General features: G+C 72.8%; 26 protein-coding genes. 17 read left to right on the top strand and 9 right to left on the bottom strand.

What is annotated here, in order from left to right; genetic code table 11:
- Window positions 1–25 precede the first annotated feature (25 nt).
- The 5 genes from rpsK to truA all read left to right on the top strand — a co-directional run bounded on the left by rpsK (window position 26) and on the right by truA (window position 3931).
- Window positions 26–430 carry a 30S ribosomal protein S11 gene (gene rpsK / locus ACGF0J_RS00295; protein WP_020542285.1) on the top strand — a complete coding sequence of 135 codons (405 nt, stop codon included), beginning with the start codon at window positions 26–28 and terminating at the stop codon, window positions 428–430.
- Window positions 431–450: 20 nt separating this feature from the next.
- Window positions 451–1077, top strand: coding sequence for a 30S ribosomal protein S4 (gene rpsD, locus ACGF0J_RS00300; protein WP_185088199.1), 627 nt, complete (start codon window positions 451–453; stop codon window positions 1075–1077).
- Between the two features lie 100 nt (window positions 1078–1177).
- Window positions 1178–2194: a DNA-directed RNA polymerase subunit alpha gene (locus ACGF0J_RS00305; protein ID WP_101783560.1), complete on the top strand. Its 1017-nt coding sequence runs from the start codon at window positions 1178–1180 to the stop codon at window positions 2192–2194.
- A gap of 144 nt (window positions 2195–2338) precedes the next feature.
- Window positions 2339–2899: a 50S ribosomal protein L17 gene (rplQ, locus tag ACGF0J_RS00310; protein WP_393140709.1), complete on the top strand. Its 561-nt coding sequence runs from the start codon at window positions 2339–2341 to the stop codon at window positions 2897–2899.
- A gap of 114 nt (window positions 2900–3013) precedes the next feature.
- The gene (truA, locus tag ACGF0J_RS00315; RefSeq protein WP_393141815.1) at window positions 3014–3931 is read left to right on the top strand and encodes a tRNA pseudouridine(38-40) synthase TruA; all 918 of its coding nucleotides are present in this window, start codon (window positions 3014–3016) and stop codon (window positions 3929–3931) included.
- Here truA and ACGF0J_RS00320 read toward each other — a convergent pair.
- The 3 genes from ACGF0J_RS00320 to ACGF0J_RS00330 form a co-directional block, all read right to left on the bottom strand.
- Window positions 3896–5518, bottom strand: coding sequence for a hypothetical protein (locus ACGF0J_RS00320; RefSeq protein WP_393140711.1), 1623 nt, complete (start codon window positions 5516–5518; stop codon window positions 3896–3898). The genes truA and ACGF0J_RS00320 overlap by 36 nt on opposite strands.
- Window positions 5519–6280: 762 nt before the next feature.
- On the bottom strand, window positions 6281–8005 hold the full coding sequence (locus ACGF0J_RS00325) for a hypothetical protein (RefSeq protein ID WP_393140713.1): 1725 nt from the start codon (window positions 8003–8005) through the stop codon (window positions 6281–6283).
- A gap of 22 nt (window positions 8006–8027) precedes the next feature.
- Window positions 8028–8786, bottom strand: coding sequence for a CAP domain-containing protein (locus ACGF0J_RS00330; protein WP_393140715.1), 759 nt, complete (start codon window positions 8784–8786; stop codon window positions 8028–8030).
- Window positions 8787–9095: 309 nt separating this feature from the next.
- Here ACGF0J_RS00330 and rplM point away from each other — a divergent pair, with 309 nt between their 5' ends.
- From rplM to glmM, 3 genes are read left to right on the top strand one after another with little or no spacing between them, the layout of a single operon-like run.
- The gene (gene rplM / locus ACGF0J_RS00335; RefSeq protein ID WP_393140717.1) at window positions 9096–9539 is read left to right on the top strand and encodes a 50S ribosomal protein L13; all 444 of its coding nucleotides are present in this window, start codon (window positions 9096–9098) and stop codon (window positions 9537–9539) included.
- A 26-nt stretch (window positions 9540–9565) separates the two neighbouring features.
- Window positions 9566–10087 (top strand): 30S ribosomal protein S9, encoded by a 522-nt coding sequence (gene rpsI / locus ACGF0J_RS00340; RefSeq protein ID WP_393140720.1) that lies wholly within the window; start codon window positions 9566–9568, stop codon window positions 10085–10087.
- Window position 10088: 1 nt separating this feature from the next.
- Window positions 10089–11435 carry a phosphoglucosamine mutase gene (glmM, locus tag ACGF0J_RS00345; RefSeq protein WP_393140722.1) on the top strand — a complete coding sequence of 449 codons (1347 nt, stop codon included), beginning with the start codon at window positions 10089–10091 and terminating at the stop codon, window positions 11433–11435.
- 61 nt (window positions 11436–11496) lie between these two features.
- Here the strand turns inward: glmM and ACGF0J_RS00350 are convergent, their stop codons facing one another.
- Genes ACGF0J_RS00350 through coaA form a run of 6 tightly spaced genes read right to left on the bottom strand, consistent with a single transcriptional unit; the run spans window position 11497 to window position 16770 of the window.
- On the bottom strand, window positions 11497–12213 hold the full coding sequence (locus ACGF0J_RS00350; protein ID WP_393140724.1) for an ABC transporter permease: 717 nt from the start codon (window positions 12211–12213) through the stop codon (window positions 11497–11499).
- A gap of 1 nt (window position 12214) precedes the next feature.
- Entirely contained in the window at window positions 12215–13129 is a 915-nt protein-coding gene (locus ACGF0J_RS00355) for an ABC transporter ATP-binding protein (protein ID WP_393140726.1), read from the bottom strand.
- Complete coding sequence (locus ACGF0J_RS00360; protein WP_393140728.1) at window positions 13126–13983, bottom strand: ABC transporter permease; 858 nt, start codon at window positions 13981–13983, stop codon at window positions 13126–13128. The genes ACGF0J_RS00355 and ACGF0J_RS00360 overlap by 4 nt, the downstream gene beginning before the upstream one ends.
- The gene (locus tag ACGF0J_RS00365; protein WP_393140730.1) at window positions 13976–14884 is read right to left on the bottom strand and encodes an ABC transporter ATP-binding protein; all 909 of its coding nucleotides are present in this window, start codon (window positions 14882–14884) and stop codon (window positions 13976–13978) included. The genes ACGF0J_RS00360 and ACGF0J_RS00365 overlap by 8 nt, the downstream gene beginning before the upstream one ends.
- Window positions 14885–14923: 39 nt before the next feature.
- A complete protein-coding gene (locus tag ACGF0J_RS00370; protein WP_393140733.1) occupies window positions 14924–15850 on the bottom strand; it encodes a DUF389 domain-containing protein in 927 nt (308 codons plus the stop codon).
- Window positions 15851–15867: 17 nt separating this feature from the next.
- Entirely contained in the window at window positions 15868–16770 is a 903-nt protein-coding gene (gene coaA / locus ACGF0J_RS00375; RefSeq protein ID WP_393141816.1) for a type I pantothenate kinase, read from the bottom strand.
- Window positions 16771–16942: 172 nt separating this feature from the next.
- On the opposite strand from coaA, the gene ACGF0J_RS00380 reads away from it, so the two are divergent.
- The 9 genes from ACGF0J_RS00380 to ACGF0J_RS00420 all read left to right on the top strand — a co-directional run bounded on the left by ACGF0J_RS00380 (window position 16943) and on the right by ACGF0J_RS00420 (window position 25323).
- The gene (locus ACGF0J_RS00380; protein WP_393140735.1) at window positions 16943–18352 is read left to right on the top strand and encodes a PhoX family protein; all 1410 of its coding nucleotides are present in this window, start codon (window positions 16943–16945) and stop codon (window positions 18350–18352) included.
- Window positions 18353–18375: 23 nt separating this feature from the next.
- Window positions 18376–18726, top strand: coding sequence for a holo-ACP synthase (locus tag ACGF0J_RS00385; RefSeq protein ID WP_393140737.1), 351 nt, complete (start codon window positions 18376–18378; stop codon window positions 18724–18726).
- Between the two features lie 10 nt (window positions 18727–18736).
- Window positions 18737–20194, top strand: coding sequence for an NAD(P)H-hydrate dehydratase (locus tag ACGF0J_RS00390; protein WP_393140739.1), 1458 nt, complete (start codon window positions 18737–18739; stop codon window positions 20192–20194).
- Between the two features lie 58 nt (window positions 20195–20252).
- Complete coding sequence (alr, locus tag ACGF0J_RS00395) at window positions 20253–21371, top strand: alanine racemase (RefSeq protein ID WP_393141817.1); 1119 nt, start codon at window positions 20253–20255, stop codon at window positions 21369–21371.
- 66 nt (window positions 21372–21437) lie between these two features.
- The gene (locus ACGF0J_RS00400) at window positions 21438–22496 is read left to right on the top strand and encodes an alpha/beta fold hydrolase (RefSeq protein ID WP_393140741.1); all 1059 of its coding nucleotides are present in this window, start codon (window positions 21438–21440) and stop codon (window positions 22494–22496) included.
- On the top strand, window positions 22493–22960 hold the full coding sequence (gene tsaE, locus ACGF0J_RS00405) for a tRNA (adenosine(37)-N6)-threonylcarbamoyltransferase complex ATPase subunit type 1 TsaE (protein ID WP_393140744.1): 468 nt from the start codon (window positions 22493–22495) through the stop codon (window positions 22958–22960). Before ACGF0J_RS00400 ends, tsaE begins: the two co-directional genes overlap by 4 nt.
- A 207-nt stretch (window positions 22961–23167) precedes the next feature.
- Window positions 23168–23815, top strand: a complete 648-nt coding sequence (locus tag ACGF0J_RS00410; RefSeq protein ID WP_393140746.1) for a hypothetical protein — start codon at window positions 23168–23170, stop codon at window positions 23813–23815.
- A 3-nt stretch (window positions 23816–23818) separates the two neighbouring features.
- Entirely contained in the window at window positions 23819–24352 is a 534-nt protein-coding gene (locus tag ACGF0J_RS00415; protein WP_393140748.1) for a class F sortase, read from the top strand.
- A 32-nt stretch (window positions 24353–24384) separates the two neighbouring features.
- Window positions 24385–25323: an aminoglycoside phosphotransferase family protein gene (locus tag ACGF0J_RS00420; RefSeq protein ID WP_393140750.1), complete on the top strand. Its 939-nt coding sequence runs from the start codon at window positions 24385–24387 to the stop codon at window positions 25321–25323.
- Window positions 25324–25494 lie beyond the last annotated feature (171 nt).

The raw sequence follows: 25494 nt of genomic DNA on the forward strand, positions 1-25494 counted from the left end.
AACACCTCAGGAGTGAAGGCAAAGGATGCCTCCTAAGAGCCGTCAGGGTGCGCCGAAGAAGGTGCGCCGCAAGGAGAAGAAGAACGTCGCTCACGGGCACGCCCACATCAAGAGCACGTTCAACAACACGATCGTCTCGATCACGGACCCCAACGGCAACGTGATCTCCTGGGCCAGCGCGGGCCACGTGGGGTTCAAGGGCTCCCGTAAGTCCACCCCGTTCGCCGCTCAGATGGCCGCCGAGAACGCCGCCCGCCGCGCCATGGAGCACGGCATGCGGAAGGTCGACGTCTTCGTCAAGGGTCCCGGCTCCGGCCGTGAGACCGCGATCCGCTCCCTCCAGGCCACCGGCCTTGAGGTGGGTTCGATCCAGGACGTCACGCCGGTTCCGCACAACGGCTGCCGTCCGCCGAAGCGCCGCCGCGTCTGAATTCCAGGAGAGATTGAGAAATGGCTCGTTACACGGGCGCGGACTGCAAGCTCTGCCGTCGTGAGAAGACCAAGCTCTTCCTCAAGGGCAGCAAGTGCGAGTCCGCCAAGTGCCCCATCGAGATTCGCCCCTACCCGCCGGGTGAGCACGGTCGCGGTCGTCCCAAGGAGACCGAGTACCAGCTTCAGCTTCGCGAGAAGCAGAAGACCCGCCGCATCTACGGCGTCCTCGAGAAGCAGTTCCGCAACTACTACGAGGAGGCCGCGGGCAAGAGCGGCAAGTCGGGTGAGGTGCTGCTCCAGATCCTGGAGAGCCGTCTCGACAACGTCGTCTACCGCGCCGGCTTCGCCCAGTCGCGTGACGCCGCTCGCCAGCAGGTCCGCCACGGCCACATCACCGTGAACGGCAAGAAGGTCGACATCCCGTCGTACCGCGTGCGCGAGCACGACATCATCGAGGTTCGCGAGAGCAAGCGCAACCTTCTGCCGTACGAGGTGGCCCGCGCCACCGCCGGCGAGCGCACGGTCCCGGCCTGGCTGGGCGTCGTGCCCGACAAGCTCCGCATCCTGGTGCACCAGCTGCCCGTCCGGCAGCAGATCGACACCCAGGTCCAGGAGCAGCTCATCGTCGAGTACTACTCCAAGTAGTCCTCGCGGCTGGATGGCGTACGGTTCGCCGTACGCCATCTAGGCTTGTACATCGGAGTGACGTCATATAGCGGGCGTCACACGAACAGGGGAGACCCGCATGCTGATCGCTCAGCGCCCGACTCTTCTCGAAGAGTCGATCGACGAGACCCGGTCCCGGTTCGTCATCGAGCCGCTGGAGCCGGGCTTCGGCTACACCATCGGCAACTCGCTGCGCCGCACGCTGCTGTCGTCCATTCCGGGCGCGGCCGTGACGAGCATCCGCATCGAGGGCGTGCTGCACGAGTTCTCGACCGTTCCCGGGGTCAAGGAAGACGTCACCGACATCATCCTCAACCTCAAGGAGCTGGTCGTCTCCTCCGAGCACGACGAGCCGGTCGTGATGTACCTGCGCAAGCAGGGCCCGGGTGAGGTCACCGCCGCCGACATCGCGCCGCCCGCCGGTGTCGAGGTGCACAACCCCGAGCTGCGCATCGCCACGCTCAACAGCAAGGCCAAGCTGGAGATGGAGCTGACCGTCGAGCGCGGTCGCGGCTACGTCTCCGCCGCCCAGAACAAGCAGCCGGGTCAGGAGATCGGTCGCATCCCGATCGACTCCATCTACTCCCCGGTGCTCAAGGTCACCTACAAGGTCGAGGCGACCCGAGTCGAGCAGCGCACCGACTTCGACCGCCTGATCCTCGACGTCGAGACCAAGGCGGCCATGAAGCCCCGCGACGCGGTGGCCTCCGCCGGCAAGACGCTCGTCGAGCTGTTCGGCCTGGCCCGTGAGCTCAACGTCGAGGCCGAGGGCATCGACATCGGCCCGTCGCCGACCGACGCCGCCCTGGCCGCCGACCTGGCCCTGCCGATCGAGGAGCTCAACCTCACGGTCCGCTCCTACAACTGCCTCAAGCGCGAGGGCATCCACACCGTGGGTGAGCTCGTCGCCCGCAGCGAGCAGGACCTGCTGGACATCCGCAACTTCGGCGCGAAGTCCATCGAAGAGGTCAAGCAGAAGCTGCACGAGATGTCGCTGGCGCTCAAGGACTCCCCGCCCGGGTTCGACCCGAGCGCGGTGGCCGGCGCCGGGTACGACGACGACGACAGCGCGTACGTCGAGACCGAGCAGTACTGAACCCGGTGAGGGCCCTCGTGGCCCTCACCTCTCCCCGTGCCGCACGGCGCGGACGACAGTAACGGACCGCGGCAGCGACGGCGGTCCGGCCCGACTCCGGTACCTGGCACGGCCGGGGCGGGTTAACTCACAAGGAGAACTCCCATGCCCAAGCCCACCAAGGGCGCACGTCTTGGCGGCAGCCCGGCTCACGAGCGGCTGATCCTGGCGAACCTCGCCACGGACCTGTTCCGCCACGGCAAGATCCGCACCACGGTTGCCAAGGCCAAGCGCCTCCGCCCGCTGGCGGAGCGTCTGATCACCAAGGCGAAGAAGGGCGACATCCACAACCGTCGCCAGGTGCTCACGGTTGTCAAGGACAAGGGCGTCGTCCACCACCTCTTCACCGAGATCGCGACGACGTTCGCCGAGCGTCCCGGCGGCTACACCCGCATCACCAAGGTGGGGCCGCGTAAGGGCGACAACGCCCCCATGGCCGTCATCGAGCTGGTGTCCGAGCCGCTGAACACGGTCCGCGTCTCGCGCACCGACGCCCCGGCCGCCGCTCCGGCGAAGGCCGAGGAGAGCGCGGCTCCCGCCGAGACCGAGGCTCCGGCCGCCGACGAGGCTCCGGCCGCCAAGGCCGACGAGTCCGCCGAGGCTCCCGCCGCCGAGTCCGAGTCCAAGTCCGAGTCCAAGGACGAGGCGAAGAAGGACGAGGCCTGATCCTTCGGGCAGTCTGCACCGGGTCCGGTTCCCCGCACGGGGTGCCGGGCCCGTTTCTCGTTTCCGGCCCCGCCGAGTGGCGGGCCGGTGTCGCGCATCGTGTGGAGGAAGTTCGTGGTACGGCTCCGCCTCGACCTCGGGTACGACGGCACCGACTTCTCCGGCTGGGCCCGGCAGCCCGGGCGGCGTACCGTCCAGGGTGAGATCGAGCAGGCGCTCGGACGGATCCTGCGGCTGGCCGAGCCGCCGGCGCTGACCGTGGCCGGGCGCACCGACGCCGGGGTGCACGCCCGCGGGCAGGTCGCCCACGTGGACCTGCCGGGGGCCGCCCTGGCCGAGCTCGACCGGCGCTCCGCCCGTACGGCGCAGCCGGACGACGAGCCGGGGGCGGGGCCGGCCGTGGGCGTGGATGAGAGGCTCGCCACGCTCGTGCGGCGGCTGGGCGGGGTCCTCGAACCGGATGTACGGGTTCATCGGGTGTGCGTGGCTTCTGAGGGCTTCGACGCGCGGTTCTCGGCGCTGTTCCGCCGGTACGCGTACCGGGTGAGTGACGCGCCCGGCGGCGGAGACCCGCTGCGCCGCCGCGAGGTCGTCTGGCACAACCGGCCGTTGGCGCTGGACGCGATGAACGCGGCGGCCGCTCGGCTGCTCGGCGAGCACGACTTCGCGGCGTTCTGCAAGAAGCGCGAGGGGGCCACCACGATCCGGGAGCTGCAGCGGCTCCGGTGGGCGCGGGACGCGGACGGCGTGCTGGTGGCCACGGTGGTGGCGGACGCGTTCTGCCACTCCATGGTGCGGGCCCTGGTCGGTGCGTTGCTGGCCGTGGGCGACGGGCGGCGGCCGGTGGAGTGGCCCGCGCAGGTGCTGACCCGGGCCGTACGCGACTCGGGCGTGCACGTGGCGCCCGCGCACGGGCTGTGCCTGGAGGAGGTCGGCTACCCGCCGGCGGAGGAGCTGGCGGCGCGCGCCGCCGCGACGCGCCGGGTGCGCACCGCGTCAGCCGTCGGAGATGCGCCGCTCCAGGACGAGTGACATCTCGTCGCGGAACGCGTCGCTCACCTTCCCCAGCGTCTTGTCCTTGGCGCCCGGCGTGTGGCCGTCGGCGTAGGTCGCGTAGCTGAAGACGATGTAGCGGCCCCAGACCACGCCGGCCGCGTAACCGCCCGCGATGTGCACCCGCTCGCCGCCGCTGCCCGCCGGGCCGGGGAGCGGGCGGAACCACACGTTGCGGCCCAGGTTCTTGGCCTTGTCGGCCCGCAGCGCGGCCTCCTTCGTGGGGAAGACCGCGATGCCGGTCGTCACGGCGTAACGTCGCTTGGCGTCGACGTACGTCGCGCGCAGCACCCGGCTGCACTTCCCGTCGCGCAGCGCCTCGGCGAACGGGCCGGACGCCGCCTCCCTGCAGGTCGCCTCGTTGTGCGTCTTGACCCGGGCGAACTCGGCGCCCGCCGCCTCCACCTTCTTGCGCGGGAACGCCTCCGACAGCGACATCTTCTTCGGGTCGGTCCTGTCGGAGTCGAGCGCGGCCCCGGCGGGGGGCTCGGGGGAGGCCGACGGCGACGCCTCGGTGGCGGGCGGGGACGCGGGGGGAGGCGTCGTCGCGGTGGTGGCCGCCGTGGTGCGCGGCTCAGGCGCGCTCAGCGAGCGGTAGGCGAAGAAGCCGCCGGTGGCGACGCCCGCCAGGACCAGGACTCCCACGGTCGCGAGCAGCGCCCGCTTGCTCTTGCCGGGCTGCTCCGCGGCGGGCGCGGCGGGGCTGGGCTGCTTGAACGGGCCGTCCGGGTGGCCCGGGGCGCCCGGCGGGGGCTTGGGCAGCGGGAACGTCGTCGGCGGGTGCTGGAGGGGGCGGCCGCTGGGCGGCGGCGCGGCGGGTTTGCCCCAGATGTCGCGGGTGAAGGGCAGCTCGGGAAGTTGCTCCTCCTGGCGTTGCTCCTCGGTCTGCGGCGGGGGCGGCAGGGCCGTCGCCGGGGTGCCCGGCCGGGCGACGGGGGGCGGGGCGGGTGGCGGGGCGGCCGGATCGGCCGTCGCGGGGGTGCCCGCGTCGGCGGCCTGATCGGCTGCCTGGTCGGCGGCCTGGTGGGTGGCCTGGTCGGCGGCGTGGTCGGTGGCCTGGTGGGTGGCCTGGTCGGCGGCCGGTTTCGTGTCCGGGGTGGGTGGCTCGGCGCCGGGTCCGGGGGCGGAAGCCGGTGTGGCGTCGGGCTGAGCCGAGGGGGAGGCGGCCGGGTGGGTGGCGGGCCAGACCGGGACGTCGCCGGGCTCGGCGGGGCGCGTGGCCGGCATCGGGTTCGCGCCGGGTGCGTACGGGACGGCCTGGTGCGGGCGGGGGCCGGTGGGCGAGGTCTCGTCCGCGTCCAGGCCCGGCACGGGCTCGCCGGTCGCGGCGGGCCATGGGGGCATGGCCGGCGTGCCGGAGACGGGGGCGGGCCATACCTGCATGCCGGCCGCGGCGGCGGTGAACGCGGGCGGCGGCTCCCAGCGTGGGGCACCGGGCTCGTGGCCGGTGGACGGCTGCCCGCCGGGCTTGTCGTCGGCGTACCAGTCGTACGGTGCGGCGTCGGTCGCGGGCACTTCCCAGGGGTGCGCGGCCGTGGCGGAGGGGGCGGATGGCCGGTCGCTCACGGGAGGGCCGGTGGGCGCCGAGCGGGGGCCGGCCGGCAGGCCGGCGTCGTCCGCCGGGCGGGGAGGCGGAGCGGGGAGGCCGCTCGGCGGAGCGTGCGGCGGCCGGCCCTGGGAGGCGGCGGGCGGCCGGCCGGCGGGCGGGGGCGGGGCGGGGACCGGCGCGGGCCCTCTCGGAGGGCCGGCGGGAGCCGTGAGGTCTGGCGAGGCGGGCGCGTCGTGGTGGGGCGTCGCGTTCGAGGGCGGGAGCGGCGCGTACGGGGTGCCTGGCCCGACCGGCGGGGGGAAAGGCACGTGCGGGGAGGTCTCGTCCGGCTGCGGGGCGGGGACGCGCGGGGCGACCGCGTGGGGCGACCGCGCGTCCTCGTGCGGCGGGGCGACCGTGTGGGGCGAGAGCGCGTCCCCGTGCGGCGGGGGGACGCGGGGCGAGGTGGCGTCGCCCTGGGGGAAGGGGGCCTCCGGCTGCGGGAACGGCAGGCGGGGGGACGTCGTGTCCCCTTGCGGGTACGACGGGTGGTCGGGGGACGTCACGTCCGGTGGGGCGTCCCGCGGTGCCGGGGCGTGGTGCTCGGACGGGCGGCCGAAGCTCGGCGGTGGCGTCGCCGCTGCCGAGCCGTCGGCTTGCCCATGATCGTGCTCAGACCCGGGTTCCTGGCCACGCATAGGGGGAGCCTAGCGAGAGACGCGAGATCGTCATGGCGGTATGGACGTTCCTGGTTGAACAGAACGCGTGGATTGTCACCTTTTCTGGCCGGAAGGGGGAATTCAGCTTGCCGGGAAGCCTGTCATCGAACGAGCGTCCAGCGCCTTGAAGACCGTCGCGCCGGTGATGTCCTTGACGGCACCCGTGATCGCCTTCTGGGACTTCTTGTCGGGCTTGCTGCCGTCCTTGTTCTGGAACCAGATCATGACCGCGTAGTGGCCGTGCATCCAGACGTTGGCGCCGCCGCTGCCCGATCCGACGAGCTTGGTGACCTCGTCCTTGCCCGGCAGCGGCTTGACGTAGTTGGTCTCGCTGCCGACGGAGGCGACCTTGGTGGCGGCCTTGCTGGTGCTGAGGTTGGCCACGCCGACCGTGCCGATCACCTTGCCGGCCTTGTCGCGGAAACTGGCGCGGATGAGCTGGGTGCACTTGCCGTCCTTGAGCGCCTTCTGCATCTTGGCGCCCATGGCGCCGTCGGCGCACTTCTTCAGCTTGCTGGTGATCGTCATCTGGTACGAGCGTCCGGAGACGGTGAGCTTCTTGGCCGGGAAGAGCTCCTTGACCGTGAGCGGCTCGGGGTCCGTCTTGCGGCTGCCCGCGTAGGCGTACTTGCCGGGCGGGCCCGACGGGAGCGGGGCCGAGGTGCGGCGGGTCGTCTGAGCGGCCGTCGTGTCGTCCTCGCCCGCCCGGAACATCAGGACGAGGCCGCCCACCAGCAGTCCGAGCACCGCGACGCCGCCGAGGACGAACCAGAGCGGCCCGCGGGAGCGCGGACCCTCCGCGTAGGGGCTCCACGTCTCGCGGCGCTGCGTGTTCCTGGCCGTGTCGGCGGCCTTCTTGCCGTCGGCCGCTCCGGTGCCCGGGGAGACCGTCTCCTCGGCGCCGGGCGTCCCTGGCTTGTCGGATCCGCTGCCGAACGGGGCCCGCCTGCGTGAGCCGGGACGGGAGGGGCCGGGGGCGGCGGTGTCGAACGGGTCGCGTCCGCGCGTGCCGGAGTCGGTGGAGCTGGAACCGGGGGCGTCGGCGTCGAACGGGTCGCGTCCGCGCGTGCCGCGGCCCCCGCTGTCGGAGCCTCGGGTGCCGGGGCCCTGGGTGCCGGGGCCTCGGGGGTCGGCGCCCGGTGCGCCGGTGTCGAAGGCGGCGCCGGTGCCGAACGGGTTGCGCGGGTCGGGCCCCGCTCCTGGTCCGGCGTCGGGGCCCGATGGCCCGGCGCCGAAGGGATCGCGGGGGCCGGGTCCCGAGCCGGGGCCGGCGGCGTCGAAGAACCCGCGGGGAGCCGGGCCCGATCCGGGGGCTCCGCCGTCGAACGGGTCGCGCTGGGGGCCGCCGGGCGCGAAGGACTCATGCCGCGTGGGCCCGGGCCCGCCCGGACCCGCCGCACCCGGTCGACCAGCGCCCGGTCCGCCCGTGCCGGGTCCGCCCGCGCCGCGTCCCGGCCCGGCGGAACCGGAGCCGGGGCCGCCGGGGCCGCCGGGGCCGTGGGCGCCGGCAGGTCCGGAGCGGGAGGCGGTGGTGTCGAAGGGGTCGCGGGGGGACGGGGCGCCGAAGAAGTCCGTGTCGCCGCCTCCCGCGCCGAAGGGGCCGGGAGCGGCCGGGCCGCCGAAGGAACCCGGCGGCCCCTCGCCGAAGGGGTCGGTCATCCCGAACGTGTCACCCGTGTCGGCGGCCTCCTTGCGACCCTTGCGCGAACGCGGAGCGGCGCCGCCGGTGTCGTCGCCACGCTTCTTCCTCAGGAAGCGGCGCGGCGCGCTCTCCGTGTCGTCTTCGCGGTCATCGGGGAAAGCCATGCGGTGACATTACCGCGACGCCTCAGGAGTATCCGAAGTCCTGCGTCCACCACGGCCCGCCCGGACCGTCGGCCACGCCGACGCCGATGGCCCTGATCCTGCAGTTGAGGATGTTCTGGCGGTGGGCGGGGCTGGCCAGCCACCCGTCGACCGCCTCCTCGGGGCTGGTGTAGCCGCGGCCGATGTTCTCGGCGGCGCCGGCCCGGTAGCCGGCCCGCTCCATCCGCTCCCACGGTGACGAGCCGTCGGGGGAGTCGTGCGCGAAGCGGCCGCTCCTCGCCATCTCCAGCGAGTGGGCACGGGCGGACCGGGTCAGTCCGGCGTCGACGCGCAGCGGCCGGCAGCCCTTCCTGGCGCGGGCGGCGTTGGTGAGCGAGACGACCCTGGACGCCATGCCCGGCGCGGACTGGATCTCCTCGCCGCCGAGCACCCGGGCGGGGTCGTCGACGGTGAAGCCGCGCACCTCGTTCGTCGGCGACGCCGACGGCCTGGCGGCCCTGTTCCTGGACGACTGGCCGCGGGCCGCCTCGGTCGTCTCCTCGCGCTCGATCCGGCCCACGTGCGGCTGCGCCTTACTGGGCGCCGGCGTGGTGGCCTTGGCGGCGGCGGGCGGCGCGGTCTCGTTGAGATAGATGTGCCCGGCCGGGGCGGCGTCGTCGCTCAGCCGGCCGAGGAGCACGCCGGTGAAGAACAGGGCCGCCATGAGGCAGACCACGACACCCAGGTGACTCCGGCGCCGGGCGCTCCGCTGGGTGTGCCGGGTGTGAGAGGTCTGCCGCATACCGCTGTCAACGATAGAGATGTCGGGTCCTGGTGAAGAAGGGATCGCCGGGAACCGAAATAGAACCGTTCTGTGTCGGGTAGAATCGCTGAAGGTTACCGGTCTTTTGACCTGCGCCCGCGAGGGCGGGTAGCCTCATCGTTCGTTGTGTGCATAGGTCCAGCGTGACCGATGCGCGGCGCGTCCGGCGTCATCTCCCATCTTGTGCGGAGACGGAAGGTCCGGGCCGTCGTGTGCCCGCACCGACCGACCCCAGCGCTGCCGCATCCGGCAGCGCGCCGAAGACGCGAGCAAAAGAAGGCTACGACCGTGCGCACGTACTCACCGAAGCCCGCCGACGTCCAGCGTCAGTGGTACGTCATCGATGCGACCGATGTCGTGCTGGGCCGGCTGGCCAGCCACGTCGCGACCCTGCTCCGCGGCAAGCACAAGCCGATCTTCGCCCCGCACGTCGACACCGGTGACTTCGTCATCGTGATCAACGCGGGCAAGGTCTCGCTCAGTGGCAACAAGCTTGAGCAGAAGAAGGCCTACCGCCACTCGGGCTACCCGGGCGGTCTGCGCTCCGTGAGCTACGGCGAGCTCATGGAGAAGCGGCCGGAGAAGGCCGTCGAGAAGGCCGTCAAGGGCATGCTGCCCAAGAACTCCCTCGGCCGGAAGATGGCCAAGAAGCTGAAGGTCTACGCGGGTGCCGAGCACCCGCACCAGGCTCAGCAGCCGGTGCCGTTCGAGATCACCCAGATCGCCCAGTAGTAGTTCGAAAGATTTAGAGGAGAACCGTGGCTGAGCCCACCGGTGTCGAGACGGCCGTCGAGGCCGAGGTGGAGGACTTCTCCGGCGAGGAGTTCCCTTCCGAGTACACCACCGAATCCGCTGCCAGCGCTGACGCCCCTGTGCGCAAGCCCGTCACCACGGGCAACTCGTACGGAACCGGCCGCCGTAAGGAGGCGATCGCCCGCGTGCGCATCGTCCCCGGCACCGGCAAGTGGACGATCAACGGTCGTTCGCTGGACGTGTACTTCCCCAACAAGGTTCACCAGCAGATCGTCAACGAGCCCTTCGTGGTGCTCGGCGCCGAGGAGGCGTTCGACGTCATCGCGCGCATCGACGGCGGCGGCGTGACCGGCCAGGCCGGCGCGCTGCGCATGGGCCTGTCCCGCGCGCTGGCGATCCTGGACGTCGAGGCCAACCGCCCGCCGCTGAAGAAGGCCGGCTTCCTCACCCGTGACGCCCGCGCCACGGAGCGGAAGAAGTACGGCCTGAAGAAGGCCCGTAAGGCTCCGCAGTACAGCAAGCGCTGAGTTGGCGCGTCTTTTCGGCACCGACGGGGTACGTGGGGTCGCGGGACGCGACCTCACGGCCGAGCTCGCCATGGACCTCGCGGTCTCGGCGGCTCACGTCCTCGGCGATGCAGGCGCGTTCGCCGCTACCGGACGCCGTCCGATAGCGGTCGTGGGCCGGGACCCGCGTGCCTCGGGAGAGTTTCTCGAGGCCGCCGTGGTCGCCGGCCTCGCGTCGTCCGGAGTGGATGTGCTGCGCCTCGGTGTGCTGCCCACCCCGGCCGTCGCCCACCTCACCGCCGCGCTCGGCGCCGACCTCGGCGTCATGCTGTCGGCCTCGCACAACCCGGCGCCCGACAACGGGATCAAGTTCGTGGCCCGCGGCGGCTTCAAGCTGTCCGACGCGGTCGAGGACGAGATCGAGCGGCGGCTGGGCGAGGGCTGGAGCTTCCCCGTCGGCTCGGCCGTGGGCCGGGTGCGCGACGCCTACGGTGAGGCCGATCGCTACATCACCCATGTGCTGTCCACGGCGCGCGGCGGGCTCGACGGGCTCAACGTCGTCGTCGACTGCGCCCACGGGGCCGCGCACATGGTGGCGCCCGAGGCGCTGCTGCGGGCCGGGGCCTCGGTCGAGGCGATCGGAGCCAGGCCCGACGGGCTGAACATCAACGCCGGCCACGGCTCCACCCATCTCGACAAGCTGCGGCAGGTCGTCATCTCGCGCGGGGCCGACGTCGGCATCGCCTACGACGGTGACGCCGACCGCTGCCTGGCGGTGGACCACACCGGCGCGGTGGTCGACGGCGACCAGATCATGGCGATCCTGGCCGTCGCCATGCATGCCGGGGGCGAGCTGGCCAAGGACACCGTGGTCGCGACCGTGATGTCCAACCTGGGTTTCAAGCTGGCCATGCGCGAGGCGGGCATCCACGTGGTGGAGACCGCGGTGGGCGACCGCTACGTGCTGGAGCGGATGAAGGCCGACGGCTACAACCTGGGCGGTGAGCAGTCGGGTCATGTCATCATGCTCGACCACGCCACCACCGGCGACGGGCTGCTGACCTCGCTGCACCTGCTGGCGGTCGTGGCCTCCTCGGGCAGGTCGCTGCGCGAGCTGGCCGCCGTCATGACGCCGCTGCCGCAGGTGCTCATCAACGTCACCGAGGTCGACAAGGGCAAGGCCAGGTCGGCCGCGCTGGCGTCGGCGGTGGCCGAGGCCGAGACGGAGCTGGGCGACACGGGACGGGTGCTGATCCGGCCGAGCGGCACGGAGCCGATGATCCGCGTCATGGTCGAGGCCTCCTCGGAGGACCAGGCCACCAAGGTGGCCGAGCACCTCGCCGGCGTGGTGCGGGCCGTCTGCGTCTGACGCCTTCCGACCGGGTACGGCATGCGATCCGCGCGCCGTACCCGGTTTCGCGTTGTCCGGGCTATTCGTCGCCCGTGAGGGAGAACGCGCGCAGCCGCAGGCCGGCCCAGACGACGGCCACCACGGTGGCGATGACCAGGGCGGGGACGGCGAAGCCGAGCGCGATCTCGGCCTTGAGGTAGACCGAGGTGGAGAGCTGGTCGGCGACCGTGCGCCCCCACTGCTGGATCGAGAACTTGCGGGCGCCGGGGACGAAGTTGCCGACGAGGCTCTCCCAGACCAGGGCGTACACGACGCCGATCGTCACCGCGTGCCGGGTGACGACGCCGAGCAGCAGGAACACCGCCGCGTAGGCGATGCCCGCGACCAGCGACCCGACGGCGAACCCGGCGGCCATGCCGTCCTCGTTGCGTACCAGCAGCCAGACCGCGAGGTAGGTCGGCAGCGCGGCGAACACCACCAGCAGCGACGCCGCCACGAGGAACTTGGTCTGTGCGATGACCGGGCGGGAGATCGGCTTGGCCATCAGGTGGATGATGGTGCCGTCGTCGATCTCCGGGGCGATCACGCCGGTGCCGACGATGAGGCCGAGCAGGGGCAGCATCGTGCCCAGGGCGAAGTTCTCCATCAGCAGCGTGGCGTAGCGCTGGTCGGCGTTGCCGGTCAGGCGCAGCAGTACGGCCAGGCCGAGCAGGCCGAGGGGCAGCAGGAGCAGCAGCACGATCCGCCGCCGCCCGAGCAGCGCCCGGTAGGTGATACCGGCTACGACGGTGTTCATGTCAGGCGCTCCGGTTGATCAGGTACGAGAACACGCTTTCCAGGTCTTCGTCGGCGGGCGAGATCTCGTGCAGGCGGATGCCCTCGGCGCGGGCGACCTGGGGCAGCAGCCGGGCGAACCGGCGGAACTCGACGGCCTGGACCTCCAGCCCGTCGGGCCGGAGGGTGACGCCGCCGGCGGAGCTGTCGAGCATCAGTGTGGCGGCCAGCTTGCGGTCGTCGCTGGAGCGGATCCTGAACAGGTGCGGCCGGTCGGTCATCAGCCGGCGGATCTCCCGGAAGTCGCCCGAGGCGGCGTGCCGGCCGGCGACGAGGACTTCGATGTGCTGGGCGACCCGCTCGACCTCTTCGAGGATGTGGGAGCTGAACAGGATCGTCTTGCCCCCGGCGCCCATCGTCTTGATGAGGTCCATGAGATGCATCCGCTGGCGCGGGTCCATGCCGTTGAACGGCTCGTCGAGCAGCAGCACCGCCGGGTCGTGGACGAGCGCGGCGGCGACCTTCACCCGCTGGCGCATGCCCTTGGAGTACGTCTCGACGCGGCGGTCCTTGGGTTCCTCCATCTCGACGGTGGCCAGCGCCTTGCGGGCGGCCTCGACGGGGTCGGGCAGCCCCTGGAGCCTGGCGGCCGACAGGACGAACTGCCAGCCGGTCAGGAAGCCGTACACACCCTCCCGCTCAGGGACAAGGCCGATATTTCGGTAGATGTGGTGGTTCTTCCAGACGGGAGTGCCGTCCAGGGCGACCGTCCCGCCCGACGGGGCGAGGAAGCCGGCCATCATGTGCAGGAGCGTCGACTTGCCCGCCCCGTTGGGGCCGAGCAGCCCGGTGACGCCGGGCCCGATGGTCATGGTCACGTCGTTGACCGCGACGACGTTGCCGTACCACCGGGAGGCCTGGGAGAGCACGATCTTCATCGTGAGGCCGCCTTCCGGTAGCGGAGCGCGAGGGCCGCGAGCGCGGCGGCGATGAGCACGACGACGAGGACACCGGAGATCGGCCCGGCGGGGTAGCCGTCGCCGTCGGCGTTGGGCACGGTGCCGAACAGCCATGCCTGCACCGCGTCGACCAGCCAGAACGGGTTGAGCAGCCAGGCCCACCGGGCGGCGTCGTCGTTGCCGGAGGATTCGAGCATGGCGTAGCCGATCGGGACCGAGGCCGACGACAGCAGGTAGACGGTGATCACCGAGGCCACGCCCAGCCCGCGCCGAGGCGTGAACGAGGCGAGCGCCAGGCCGAACGACGACAGCAGCAGCGCGAGCAGCAGCCCGGTCGCCATGGCGCCCAGGTATTCCTTGGTGGCCGGCGGCCCGTCGAGGTCGACGAGCAGCTCACCCACGTACATGAGGGTCAGCGGCACGGCGACCAGCGCGAACAGCGCCGCGGTCATCGCCACGACCTTCGCGGTGACGTACTGCGTGATCGTGACGGGCCGCGACAGGTAGAGCGGCAGCACCCGGAAGCGCAGGTCGGGCGCCACCGCGGTGGGCGCCTGCGCGGCCAGGAAGATGGCCACCACCGCCTGCATGACCACCGCGAAGGAGCTGTAGGTCAGGCCCCGCTGGCCGAGCATGGCCAGCATCGCGATCGACACGACGGCGGGCAGCAACATGATGGCGGCCAGGCTGAACGGCACGATCTTGCCGCGGACGGTGCGGCCGAGACCGAAGACCCCGCGCAGGGTGTGGACCGTGAGCGCGCCCGTGGCGTGCCACCGGCCCAGGCGCGGGCCGTCGTAGTGGCGGTAGCCGATGTCGTAGATCTCAGACATGCGCGGCCTCGTCCTTGAAGACGTCCTCGATGCGCTGCCGGCCCCGCTCCAGCCGGATGAGGCAGAGGTCGAGGTCGGCGGCGGCGTCGCGGATGGCGTCCAGCGTCTCGGGGCCGCTGACCCGGACCAGCAGCATCCGCCCGTGCGGGGTGACGCCGTGACCGAGCTGCGTCAGCCGCTCGGCCAGTGCTCCGGTGCCCTCGTCCACCTCGACGGTGACGCTCTGGGTGGTCTGGGTGAACTCGGCGATCGCGGACGAGCGCAGCAGCCGCCCGCCGTCGATGACGATCACGTGGTCGCAGATGCGTTCCAGCTCGCCGAGCAGATGGGAGGTGACGAGCACGCTGATGCCGAACTCGGTGCCGATGCGCCGGATCAGGGTGAGCATCTCGTCGCGCCCGCGGGGGTCGAGCCCGTTGGTCGGCTCGTCCAGGAAGATCAGTTTGGGGTCGTGCACCAGGGCCTGGGCCAGCTTCACCCGCTGCTTCATGCCGGTGGAGTAGCCGCCGACGGCGCGGTAGCGCTCCTCGGCCAGCCCGACGTGGCGCAGCACGTCGGCGGCCCGCTCGCGGGCGGCCGTGCGCGGCAGCCCGGACATGCGGGCGAGGTGGACGACCAGTTCGGTGGCCGAGACGTCGGGCGGCAGGCACTCGTGCTCGGGCATGTAGCCGACGAGCCCGCGGATCTGCGCGCCCTTCGCCGTGACGTCGAGGCCGAGCACCCGCGCGCTGCCCGAGGTGGGCGGGAGCAGGCCGAGCAGGATCTTGATGAGCGTCGACTTGCCCGCCCCGTTGGCCCCCACCAGGCCCGTCACGCCGGGCCCGGCGGTGACCGTGAGCCCGTCGAGCGCCGTGACGGTCGGGAAGCGTCTGGTCAGCCCCTCGGTGTCGAGGATGTGCATGATCGGGACCCTACCCGCGGGTTCGGGCCACCGCATCGGTCACACGGATGAGCCGCGTCCTACTTGAGGCCAGAATCGGCGCTGGACGGCGAGCGTGGCGGTGCCCGCGACGAGCATGCCGGCGATGTTCAGCGCGAGCTGCGCCACCGAGCCGGCCACCTCGGCCCACTCGCGCAGCGCCAGCGCCACCCCCACGTATCCGGCGGCGGGCACCGTGGTCACCGAGATGAAGACGCCGATCAGGGCCGACGACTTGCCGCCGGTGATCGACAGGACCCCGGCCACGCCGGCGAGCATCGCCACGATGAACGACCACCGGTCCGGCTTGACGATGAACTGCATCTCCTCGTTCACCTGGAGGTGGGCCGGGCCGATCCAGCCCAGCCAGGAGGCCGCGAGCGCGCAGGCGAACGTCACCGCGACGGCGATGACGAAGCCCACGACCAGCGTGCGGAGGGCGCCCACGACCAGCAGCCACCGCCCGCGCAGCAGCCCGAAGCAGATGGCCGCGACGGCGCCGAACTCCGGCCCGAGCACCATCGCGCCGACGAGCAGCACGATGGAGTTGAGCACCACGCCGATGCCGGCCAGCAGCGTGGCGATGGTCAGGAACGCCAGGAACGCCCAGGTGATGCGCGACTCGGCCGAGACCCGCTGGGCGAGCTGCTCCCAGACGACCGCGTCGTCGGGGTCGCCCGGAGCGTCCTCGACGGCCTCCTCGGCGACCTTCGACAGGGCGAGGTCGATCTGCTCCAGCGCGATCGAGCCCTCCCCGTGCAGCCAGGAGAGCTTGCCGATCACCTCGTTGGCCGACTCGCGGGCCAGGTCCGCCTGGACCAGGTCGCCCTCGGGGGTGACGGCGACGCCGGGGAACACGACGACGTTCGTGGCCCCCGGACACTCCGCCAGCACCGCCCTCACCTCGTGGGTGCGGGCGGCCGGGCTGATCACGCGAAGATGGAGCACCGGGTCATTGTGGCCGATCAGGTGCGGCGCAGGCGCACGCGGCGGACGGAGTGGTCGGCGCCCTTCTTGAGCACCAGGTCGGCGCGTCCCCGGGTCGGGGCGATGTTCTCGACGAGGTTGCGCTCGTTGATGTCGCGCCAGACGTTCACCGCGAAGTCCGTCGCCTCCTCGTGCGACAGCTCGGCGATGTGACGGAAGTAGGACTTGGGGTCCTCGAAGGCGGTGCGGCGCAGCTTGTGAAAGCGCTCGACGTACCAGGTGCGGATGTCCTCGACCTTGGCGTCGACGTAGATGGAGAAGTCGAAGTAGTCGTTGACCGCGAGGGAGGTGGGCGGGGCCGGCTGGAGGACGTTGAGCCCTTCCATGATCAGAATGTCCGGACTGCTCACGGTCTGGTGGGCGCCCGGGACGATGTCGTACTCCAGATGGCTGTAGACCGGCGCCCGCACCTCCGCCGTCCCGGCCTTCACCTCGGCCACGAACCTGACCAGCGCCCGCCGGTCATAGCTCTCCGGGAAGCCCTTGCGGTGCATGATGCCCTTGGCCTCCAGCACCTCGTTCGGGTAGAGGAAGCTGTCGGTGGTGATCAGCTCCACGTGCGGATGCTCGGGCCAGCGGGCGAGCAGGGTGTGCAGCAGCCGGGCCGTGGTCGACTTGCCGACCGCGACGCTGCCCGCGATGCCCAGGACGTACGGCACGCGCCGCTCCTCGTGCCCGAGGAAGGCGCTCAACACGCTGCTGCGCTGCTTGGACCCGGTGTAGTGCAGGTTCAGCAGCCTCGTCAGGGGGAGGTAGATGTCGGTGACCTCGACGAGATCGATGGGATCGTCGACGCCGCGCAACTCTTCCAGCTCGTCTGCGGTGAGAGTCAAGGGCGTGTTCTTGCGGAGATCGCTCCACTGCTCCCTGCTCAGTTCCACGTAGCCGTTGTTCACCTAGGCAGCGTAGCGACGGCGGGCGAACCGCCACCGGCCGGGTGGGGCGGGTTGTCCACAGGCTGTGGACAGAAGTGGGGGATTACCGACACTCAGTTCGGGGAAAGGGCCGCCGTCCTCGTTCCGCCGGCGGCTACTGTCGGGTGAGGAGGGCTCCGTGGACCGTCGTCGCTTCCTCGTCACCACCGCCGTCGCCGGCATCGCCGGCCCCTTCGCGGGCGTCGCCTGCGCCGGCCGCCAAGGCGGGGCCAAGCCGGTGCCCGGCTACGGGCCGCCCCGCCCGGCACGCGACCTGCGCGACGGCGAGGTCAGGCTGCACCTGCCCGACGGCTTCTCCTACCGTTCCTTCAGCGCCGTCGGCGACACCTTCACCGACGGCTCGCCCGTGCCGGGGCGGCACGACGGCATGGCCGCCTTCCCCGGACCGAAGGACACCGTCTTCCTGGTGCGCAACCACGAGGTCAACGGCCCCGTCGGCGCGTTCGGCGCCAAGGACCGCGCCTACGACGAGATGGCCGGCGGCGGCACGGCGACGCTCCGGGTCACCAGGTACGGCGAGGTGCTCGACAGCAGGCCGTCGCTCACCGGCACCATGCTCAACTGCTCAGGCGGCCCCATGCCGTGGAACGCCTGGGTGTCGTGCGAGGAGACCGTCAACGGGCCCGACGTGGGCGACGACTCCACCGGCGGCGACAACTCCAGGCTCACCCGCCGGCACGGCTATGTCTTCGAGGTGCCCGTGCGCGGCACCGCCACGGCCAGGCCCATCAGGGCCGCCGGCCGGTTCGCGCACGAGTCGGCCGCCTTCGACCCGGCCTCGGGCGCGCTCTACCTCACCGAGGACTGCTACAAGTTCCCGTCCGGCTTCTACCGGTACCTGCCGCCCCGGCACCCCCGGGAGGCCGGCCGCCTCCTCGACGGGGGCCGCCTGCAGATGCTCGCCGTCGAGGGCTCGCCCCGCGAGGACCTGTCCGCCGGGCAGCGACCCGGCGCCGCGTACCGCACGACCTGGGTGGACATCGACGACCCCGATCCCCGCTTCACCGGCCGGCCGGCCAACGACGAGGCCGTCCAGGCCGTCGGCCGGCAGGGCCGGGCCGCCGGCGCCGCGATCTTCGCGCGGCTGGAAGGCGCGGTCCACCACCAGGGCACCGTCTACTTCGTCTCCACCCAGGGCGGCGCCGCCTCACCCGGCGGCCCGTCGCCCGGCGGCTTCGGCGACGGCCGGGGCCAGGTGTGGGCGTACGAGACGTGGAGCGGCCGGCTCAGGCTGGTCTACGAGTCGCCCCGCTCGGCGGTGCTCGACCTGCCCGACAACGTGACGGTCAGCCCGCGCGGCACGCTCGTGCTGTGCGAGGACGGCGACGGCGCCAACCACCTGCGCGGCCTCACCCGGCGCGGCGAGCTCTTCGACTTCTGCCGGCTGGCGCCCGTCCAGGGCGACCCGGGCGCCGAGTTCGCCGGCACCACCTTCGGGCCCGGCGGCCACACCCTCTACGTGAACGTCCAGTCCACGCGCGGCACGTCGTTCGCCATCTGGGGGCCGTGGCAGCGCGGCGCGTTCTGACCGCCCGCCGTTAGCCTGGGGGGATGATCCTGGGCATCGGGGTGGACGTGGTCGACATCCGGCGGCTGGAGGAGGCGCTGCGGCGCACCCCGGGCCTGCGCACCAGGCTGTTCACCGAGGGCGAGCGCGACCTGCCCGCGCACTCGCTGGCCGCCAGGTTCGCCGCCAAGGAGGCGGTGGCCAAGGCCCTGGGCGGCCCCAGAGGGGTCACCCACCTGGAGGCCGAGGTGCGCCGCAGGGAGAGCGGCCGCCCCGAGCTGCACCTCACCGGCAGGGCCGCCGAGGTGGCCTACGAGCTGGGGGTCAAGCGCTGGCACCTGACTCTCAGCCACGACGGGGGCGTCGCCGTGGCCTACGTGATCGCGGAGGGATAGCTTCGGACCCATGCGCACCGCCTACACCGCCGACCAGATCCGCGCCGCCGAGCACGCGCTGATGGCGCGACTGCCCGAGGGCACGCTGATGCTGCGCGCCGCCGCCGGACTCGCCGCCGTCTGCGCCGCCGCCCTGGGCAGGGTGTACGGCAGCCGCGTGGTGCTGCTCGTCGGCGGCGGCGACAACGGCGGCGACGCCCTGTACGCCGGGGCCCTGCTGGCCAGACGGGGAGCGCGGGTGGCGGCCGTGCTCGCCGGGTCCAGCGCCCACGAGCGCGGGCTGGAGGCCTACCTGCTGGCCGGCGGGCGGATCGCGGAGGGCGCGGCCGCCACCGCCGTCGAGCGGGCCGACCTGGTGGTCGACGGGCTCGTCGGCATCGGCGCGACCGGCGCGCTGCGCGAGCCGTACGCGGAGCTGGCCCGCGCGGCCAACGCCGCCCCGGCGCTCACCGTCGCGGTGGACGTGCCGAGCGGCGTGGACGCGACCAGCGGCCGGGTCGCCGGCGCGGCCGTCGAGGCGCAGATCACCGTCACCATGGGCGCGGCCAAGACCGGTCTGCTCGTCGATCCCGGCGCAGCCCGCGCCGGCACGGTCGAGCTGGTCGACATCGGGCTCGGCCCCCACCTGCCGGACCCCGACGTGGCCGCGCTGACCGATGCCGACGTGGCGGACCTGCTGCCGCGACCGGCCAACGAGTCCGACAAGTACCGCAGGGGCGTCGTCGGCGTCGCCGCAGGCAGCGACCTCTACACGGGCGCCGCCGTGCTCGCCGTGGGCGGCGCGCTGCGGGCCGGTGCCGGCATGGTCCGCTACGCCGGGCAGCACGCGCCCGTCACCGAGGTCCGCTCCCACTGGCCGGAAGCCGTCGTCACCGAGCTGGCGCGGCCCTCGGTCGACGCGGTCGGCCGGGTCCAGGCGTGGGTGCTCGGCCCCGGCCTCGGCACGGGCGAGTGGGCCCGCGAGCTGGCCGCATCGGTGCTGGCGAGCGACGTGCCCGTCCTGGTCGACGCCGACGCGCTCACCCTGCTCTCCCGCGACTGGTCGCTGCTGCGCCGCGCCGCGCCCGTCCTGGTGACCCCGCACGCGGGCGAGCTGTCGCGGCTCACCGGGGCCGCCCGCGACGAGATCGAGGCGGCCCGGCTGGAGCACGCCCGCTCGGCGGCCGCCGAACTGGGCGTGACCGTCCTGCTCAAGGGCTCGACCACACTGGTCGCGGCTGCCGACCGGCCGGTGCGGGTCAACACCACCGGCACCTCGTGGCTGGCCACCGGCGGCACCGGCGACGTGCTGGCCGGGGTCGCCGGGGCGCTGCTCGCCCAGGGGCTCGACTGCTACGACGCCGCGTCCTGCGCCGCGCACCTGCACGGCCTGGCCGGCCGGATCGCCGCCGAGGGGGCGCCGCTGGCCGCGGGCGACGTGGCGGCGGCCGTCCCGGAGGCCATCCGGCGCGTGCACGACGAACGCTGAGCGCGAATCCGGCTCGGCGGGCCGGGCCACCTGCCAAAATGAGGAGATGGACTCCCGGATGGCGACGCCCGCGACCGCGCGGGTCGAGCTCGCCGCGATCAGGCACAACGTGGCGCTGCTCAGGCAACGGGCCGGCGGCGCCGAGGTGATGGGCGCGGTCAAGGCCGACGCCTACGGCCACGGCCTGGTGCCCGCCTCCAAGGCCGTCCTCGACGGCGGCGCGACCCGGCTCGGCACCGCCTACATCAGGGAGGCGCTGGCCCTGCGCGAGGGCGGCGTCACGGCGCCGGTGCTGTCGTGGATCATCGGCCCCGGGGAGCCGATCGACGACGCGCTGCGGGCCGGCGTCGAGCTGTCGGCGGCGGACGTGCCGCTGCTCGACGAGATCGCCGCGGCGGCCCGGCGCGTCGGGCGCGCCGCGCGCACGCACCTGGAGGCCGACACCGGGATGAGCCGGGGCGGCGCGCCGCTCGCCGCCTGGCCCGCGCTGCTGGCCAGGGCCGCCGCGCTGCAGGCCGAGGGCGCGATCGAGGTCGTCGGGCTCTGGTCCCACTTCGCCTGCGCCGACATCCCCGGCCACCCCTCGATCGACGCGCAGCTCGACGCGTTCGATGCGGCGCTCAGGCTGGCCGAGAAGGAAGGCGTCGCCGGCTCCCACGTGATCAGGCACCTGGCCAACTCCGCCGCCGTCATGACGCTGCCGCGCGCCCACTACGACATGGTCCGCACGGGCATCGCCATGTACGGCCTGAGCCCGGTCCCCGAGCTGGGCGACTTCGGGCTGCGGCAGGCGATGACGCTCACCGCGCGGATCGCGCTGGCCAAGCGGGTGCCCGCCGGCTCGGGCGTCTCCTACGGCCACCTGCACGTCACCGACCGCGAGACCACGCTCGGCCTGGTCCCGATCGGCTACGCCGACGGCGTCCTGCGCCACGCGACCGGGCGGGTCGAGGTGCTGGCAGGCGGGCGGCGCAGGCCGGTCACCGGGCGGGTGTGCATGGACCAGTTCATGATCGACATGGGTGACGACCCGTTGGCGGCGGGTGACGAGGTCGTGCTCTTCGGCCCCGGCGGGGAGGGTGAGCCCACCGCTCAGGAGTGGGCGGATAACCTCGGCACCATCACGCATGAGATCGTGACCAGGATCGGTTCGCGGGTTCCGCGCGTTCACGTGTAGAAGGCGTTCGCGTGCAGGGCCCCCGGTGGCGGAACGGGCGTGGCCATGAGCGGAGAAGGGTCGGACATGACGACGACAACCCGGCGCAGGTTCGGCATCGCCGGCGCCATCGTCGGCGCCGCGTCGGCGGGCGTGGCGGCGGCGGCGCTGGCCAAGCGATACGCGGTGGGCCGGATCAGGCTGCGCCCCGACCCCGACGCGGACGAGCCGTTCGGCGAGCTGCGCGGCAGGGTCAGCACGCTCACCACCTCCGACGGCGTGCAGCTGAACGTCGAGCTCGACGGTCCTGACGACGCGCCGCTGACGGTCGTGTTCTGCCACGGCTACTGTCTCAGCCTGGAGTCGTGGCACTTCCAGCGCAAGGACCTGCGCGAGGAGCACCGCCTGCTGCTGTGGGACCAGCGTTCGCACGGCCGCTCGCAGCGGGCCGGGGCCGGCGACAGCACGATCGACCGGCTGGGCGAGGACCTGGCCGAGGTGATCGAGGCGTTCGTGCCGGGGCCGTGCGTGCTGGTCGGCCACTCCATGGGCGGCATGACGATCATGGCGCTCGCCGACCGCCGCCCCGACCTGTTCGGCGACCGGATCAAGGGCGTGGCCCTCATCGGCACCTCGGCCGGCCGGCTCGCCGAGATCACCCTGGGCCTGCCCGCGCTGGTGTCGAAGGTCGTCCACAAGCTCGCCCCGACGACCGTCTCCATGCTGGGCCGCAGGGGCGCGCTGGTCGACCGGACCCGCCACGCGGGCAGCGACATCGCCTTCCTCATCACCCGCTACATGGGCTTCGGCGACTCCGCGAACGTCAGCCCGACGCTGGTCGACTTCGCCGAGTCGATGATCAGGGCGACGCCGACCGAGGTGGTCGCCGACTTCTACCCGGCGCTGATGAACCACGACAAGCTGTCCGCGCTGCACGTCCTCGACCCCGTGCCCACCGCGATCATGGTGGGTGACAAGGACTGGCTGACCCCGCCCGACCACAGCAGGGCCATGGCCGCGGCGCTGCCCAAGGCGCAGCTCACCGAGGTGGCCGACACCTCCCACCTGATCCAGTTGGAGCGTCCCGGCGTGGTCAACGACGCGCTGCGCGACCTGGTCAAGCGAGTGATGGGGGAGGCACGATGACCGCCGAACGGCTGCCCACGGCCGACGACATGCGGGCGTACGGGACCCGCCTGGCGGCCCGGCTGCGCCCCGGCGACCTGGTCGTCCTGTCCGGCGCCCTGGGCGCGGGCAAGACCACCCTGGTGCAGGGCATCGCCGAGGGCCTGAAGGTGCGCGGCCCGATCACCTCGCCCACGTTCGTCATCGCCCGGGTGCACCCGTCACTGCGGCAGGGACCGCCGCTGGTCCACGTCGACGCCTACCGGCTCGGCGGCGACCTGGAGGTGGACGACCTCGACCTCGACGCCTCCCTGGAGGAGTCGGTCACCGTCGTCGAGTGGGGCGAGGGCCTGGTCGAAGGGCTGTCAGACGACCGGCTGGAGATCCACATCGACCGTGAGGCCGGTGATGACGCCCGCGTGGTGACCGTACGCGGGGTCGGGGGCCGCTGGTCCGACACGCCGCCTGATCGCGAAGAAGAGTAAAGTCCCCACCTTCGCCGGGCAACGCTGTCACCCTGGACGTATCCCGCCAAAGTCAAAAACATGATCGTTGGCTGTGGATTCCCCCAGATTTTCTGGGTATCAGGAGGGAAAGCATCCCCAACCATGGCGGATGCTTGGTGAAGTCAGGCGAAGTGGGGTGCGCTGGTGCTCAGTGTCGGACGAGTCGCATGCGCGGGAGCCGTCCTCATGATCGGCGCGGTGGGCTGCTCGGCGCAGGCCAACTCCGCACCCACCCTGTCACCCTCGGGCACGGCCACCGCCACCGCCACGGCGACCACCACCGCGACCACCACGGCGACCACCACCGCGACGCCGGCCCCTGCGGCGACCACCACCAGGGCGGCCATCAACGTGCGGCTCAACCCCGACCGGGTCCCCGCTGGGGAGACGTCGACGGTGTGGATCCTGGCCAACTGTCCCGTCCCCTCCGGCGGACCCGCCCACACCGGCACCGCCACGTCCCGCGCGTTCGTCGCCGGCGTCACGCTCAACCCCACGCGGCCCTCGTCGGCCTCGCCCGGCTCCACCGCCGCGCCGGCCACCCCGTGGGTGCGCGGCGAGGCTCAGGTGTCCGGCACCGTCGCTCGCGGCTCGTACCGGGTGGACGTCAAGTGCGACGGCACCAACCACACCGGTCGGGCCACGCTGCGCGTCACCAGGCCGGACCCGCTGCCCAGCGACGTGCCCACCAAGGCGCCCCGCGCGGGCGGCGGCGGCACGTTCGCCAAGGACGTCGAGGAGGACTCGTCGCTGCCGCTCGCCCCGGCCGGTGTGGTGCTCGGCCTCGCCCTGATCGGCGCCGCGATCGTGCTCAGGCGCCGCGGCCGGGCCTGAGCGGTGGCGCGCACGGGACAGGTGGTGCTGGCCGGCGCCGCCACGGGACTGGCACTCGTCATGTTCGGCAAGATCGAGACCGCCGGGCCGCCGGCCGGGCAGATCGTGCCGGAGAGCGTCGACATCCCCTCGATCGACGTGGAGGCGCCGCTGATGAAGCTCGGCCTCACCGACGACGGCGAGGTGGAGCTGCCGCCGTACGAGAAGCCGAAGCTGGCCGGGTGGTACACCGGCAGCGCGGTGCCCGGCGACAAGGGCGCCTCGGTGATCGTCGGCCACGTCGACACCAAGACCGCGCCCGCCGTCTTCTACAAGCTCAGGCAGGTGCGCAAGGGCGACCGGGTCAAGGTGCGGCGCAGCGACGGCAAGGTGGTCACCTACCGGGTGGACGAGGTCGAACAGGTGCACAAGGACCGTTTCCCGCTGCGCCGCGTCTACGTGGAGGACGGGCTCAAGCTGGTCACCTGCGGCGGCCGGTTCGACCGGGCCAAGGGCGAGTACGTCGACAACGTGATCGTCTACGCGTCGCGCGTCTGAAAACCGGTTGAGCCCTCCGGGACGATGGGGACATGAGCCTGGACGTCAACCCGTACGGCCCACCGGCCTCCGGATCGCGGGTTCCCTGGGAGCGGGTGCACCCCGCCGCCCGCGCGGGCGTCGAGGAGTTCCTCGGCGCTCCCGTGGCCGAGGCCGTCACCCAGTCCGGCGGCTTCTCGCCCGCCGCCGCCGTACGGGTGCGCGCCGCGAACGGGCGGCGCGCGTTCGTCAAGGCCGTGGGCCCCCAGCCGAACTCCGAAGCGGTCGCCATCTACCGCGCCGAGGCGCGCAACGCCGCCGGGCTGCCCCCGTCGGCGCCCGCGCCGCGGCTGCTGACGAGCTTCGAGGCGGCGGGCTGGGTGGTGCTCGTCTTCGAGGACGTGGCCGGCCGGCATCCGGCGACACCCTGGCGGCGCGACGAGCTGGACCTCGTCCTGGCGGCCGTCCGGCGGATGTCCGCCGAGCTGACTCCCGCCCCGATTCCCGCGCCGACCGTGGGCGACGGGTTCGCGGAGTCGTTCACCGGCTGGCGGAGACTGCTCGGCGAGGACACCACGGGGCTCGACCCGTGGGCGCTGCGCCACCTCGACGAGCTGGCCGGGCTGGAGTCCGGCTGGGCCGAGGTCGCGGCCGGCGACACGCTCCTGCACGCCGACCTGCGCGCCGACAACATCCTGCTCGCGGACGGGCGCGTCTACGTGGTCGACTGGCCATGGGCGTGCGTCGGCGCGGCCTGGTTCGACCTGGTGTGCATGCTGCCCTCGGTCGGCATGCAGGGCGGGCCGCCGCCGGACGAGCTGCTGCCCGACCCCGACCCCGCCGTCACCATGGTGCTCGCCGCCGTCGCGGGCTACCTCGTGCGGCACGGCCGGCTGCCGGCGCCGCCGGGGCTGCCGACGCTGCGGCCGTTCCAGCGCGCCCAGGGTGTGGTGGCGCTCGGCTGGCTGCGGCGGCGCACCGGCTGGTCCTGACGGCGGCCCCGGCCCGAGCGGTCGGCCCGAGCGGTCGGCCCGGGCGGTCGGCCCGGGCGGTCGGCCCGGGCGGTCGGTGGCGCGGACGGCTCGACGGGTCGGCTCGACGGGTCGGTGTGACGGGTCGGTGTGACGCGGCCGGGTGTGCGGCGCGCGGCGGGTAGGCTAATC

The organism is Nonomuraea sp. NPDC047897, from assembly GCF_043204415.1.
Taxonomy (GTDB): domain Bacteria; phylum Actinomycetota; class Actinomycetes; order Streptosporangiales; family Streptosporangiaceae; genus Nonomuraea.

What these genes read in the sequence shown, in the direction of transcription:
- rpsK (WP_020542285.1), top strand. Translation starts at nt 26, where the DNA reads ATGCCTCCTAAGAGCCGTCAGGGTGCGCCGAAGAAGGTGCGCCGCAAG.
- rpsD (WP_185088199.1), top strand. Translation starts at nt 451, where the DNA reads ATGGCTCGTTACACGGGCGCGGACTGCAAGCTCTGCCGTCGTGAGAAG.
- ACGF0J_RS00305 (WP_101783560.1), top strand. Translation starts at nt 1,178, where the DNA reads ATGCTGATCGCTCAGCGCCCGACTCTTCTCGAAGAGTCGATCGACGAG.
- rplQ (WP_393140709.1), top strand. Translation starts at nt 2,339, where the DNA reads ATGCCCAAGCCCACCAAGGGCGCACGTCTTGGCGGCAGCCCGGCTCAC.
- ACGF0J_RS00325 (WP_393140713.1), bottom strand. Translation starts at nt 8,005, where the DNA reads ATGGCTTTCCCCGATGACCGCGAAGACGACACGGAGAGCGCGCCGCGC.
- ACGF0J_RS00330 (WP_393140715.1), bottom strand. Translation starts at nt 8,786, where the DNA reads ATGCGGCAGACCTCTCACACCCGGCACACCCAGCGGAGCGCCCGGCGC.
- ACGF0J_RS00350 (WP_393140724.1), bottom strand. Translation starts at nt 12,213, where the DNA reads ATGAACACCGTCGTAGCCGGTATCACCTACCGGGCGCTGCTCGGGCGG.
- ACGF0J_RS00355 (WP_393140726.1), bottom strand. Translation starts at nt 13,129, where the DNA reads ATGAAGATCGTGCTCTCCCAGGCCTCCCGGTGGTACGGCAACGTCGTC.
- ACGF0J_RS00360 (WP_393140728.1), bottom strand. Translation starts at nt 13,983, where the DNA reads ATGTCTGAGATCTACGACATCGGCTACCGCCACTACGACGGCCCGCGC.
- ACGF0J_RS00365 (WP_393140730.1), bottom strand. Translation starts at nt 14,884, where the DNA reads ATGCACATCCTCGACACCGAGGGGCTGACCAGACGCTTCCCGACCGTC.
- ACGF0J_RS00385 (WP_393140737.1), top strand. Translation starts at nt 18,376, where the DNA reads ATGATCCTGGGCATCGGGGTGGACGTGGTCGACATCCGGCGGCTGGAG.
- ACGF0J_RS00390 (WP_393140739.1), top strand. Translation starts at nt 18,737, where the DNA reads ATGCGCACCGCCTACACCGCCGACCAGATCCGCGCCGCCGAGCACGCG.
- alr (WP_393141817.1), top strand. Translation starts at nt 20,253, where the DNA reads ATGGCGACGCCCGCGACCGCGCGGGTCGAGCTCGCCGCGATCAGGCAC.
- ACGF0J_RS00400 (WP_393140741.1), top strand. Translation starts at nt 21,438, where the DNA reads ATGACGACGACAACCCGGCGCAGGTTCGGCATCGCCGGCGCCATCGTC.
- tsaE (WP_393140744.1), top strand. Translation starts at nt 22,493, where the DNA reads ATGACCGCCGAACGGCTGCCCACGGCCGACGACATGCGGGCGTACGGG.
- ACGF0J_RS00410 (WP_393140746.1), top strand. Translation starts at nt 23,168, where the DNA reads ATGATCGGCGCGGTGGGCTGCTCGGCGCAGGCCAACTCCGCACCCACC.
- ACGF0J_RS00420 (WP_393140750.1), top strand. Translation starts at nt 24,385, where the DNA reads ATGAGCCTGGACGTCAACCCGTACGGCCCACCGGCCTCCGGATCGCGG.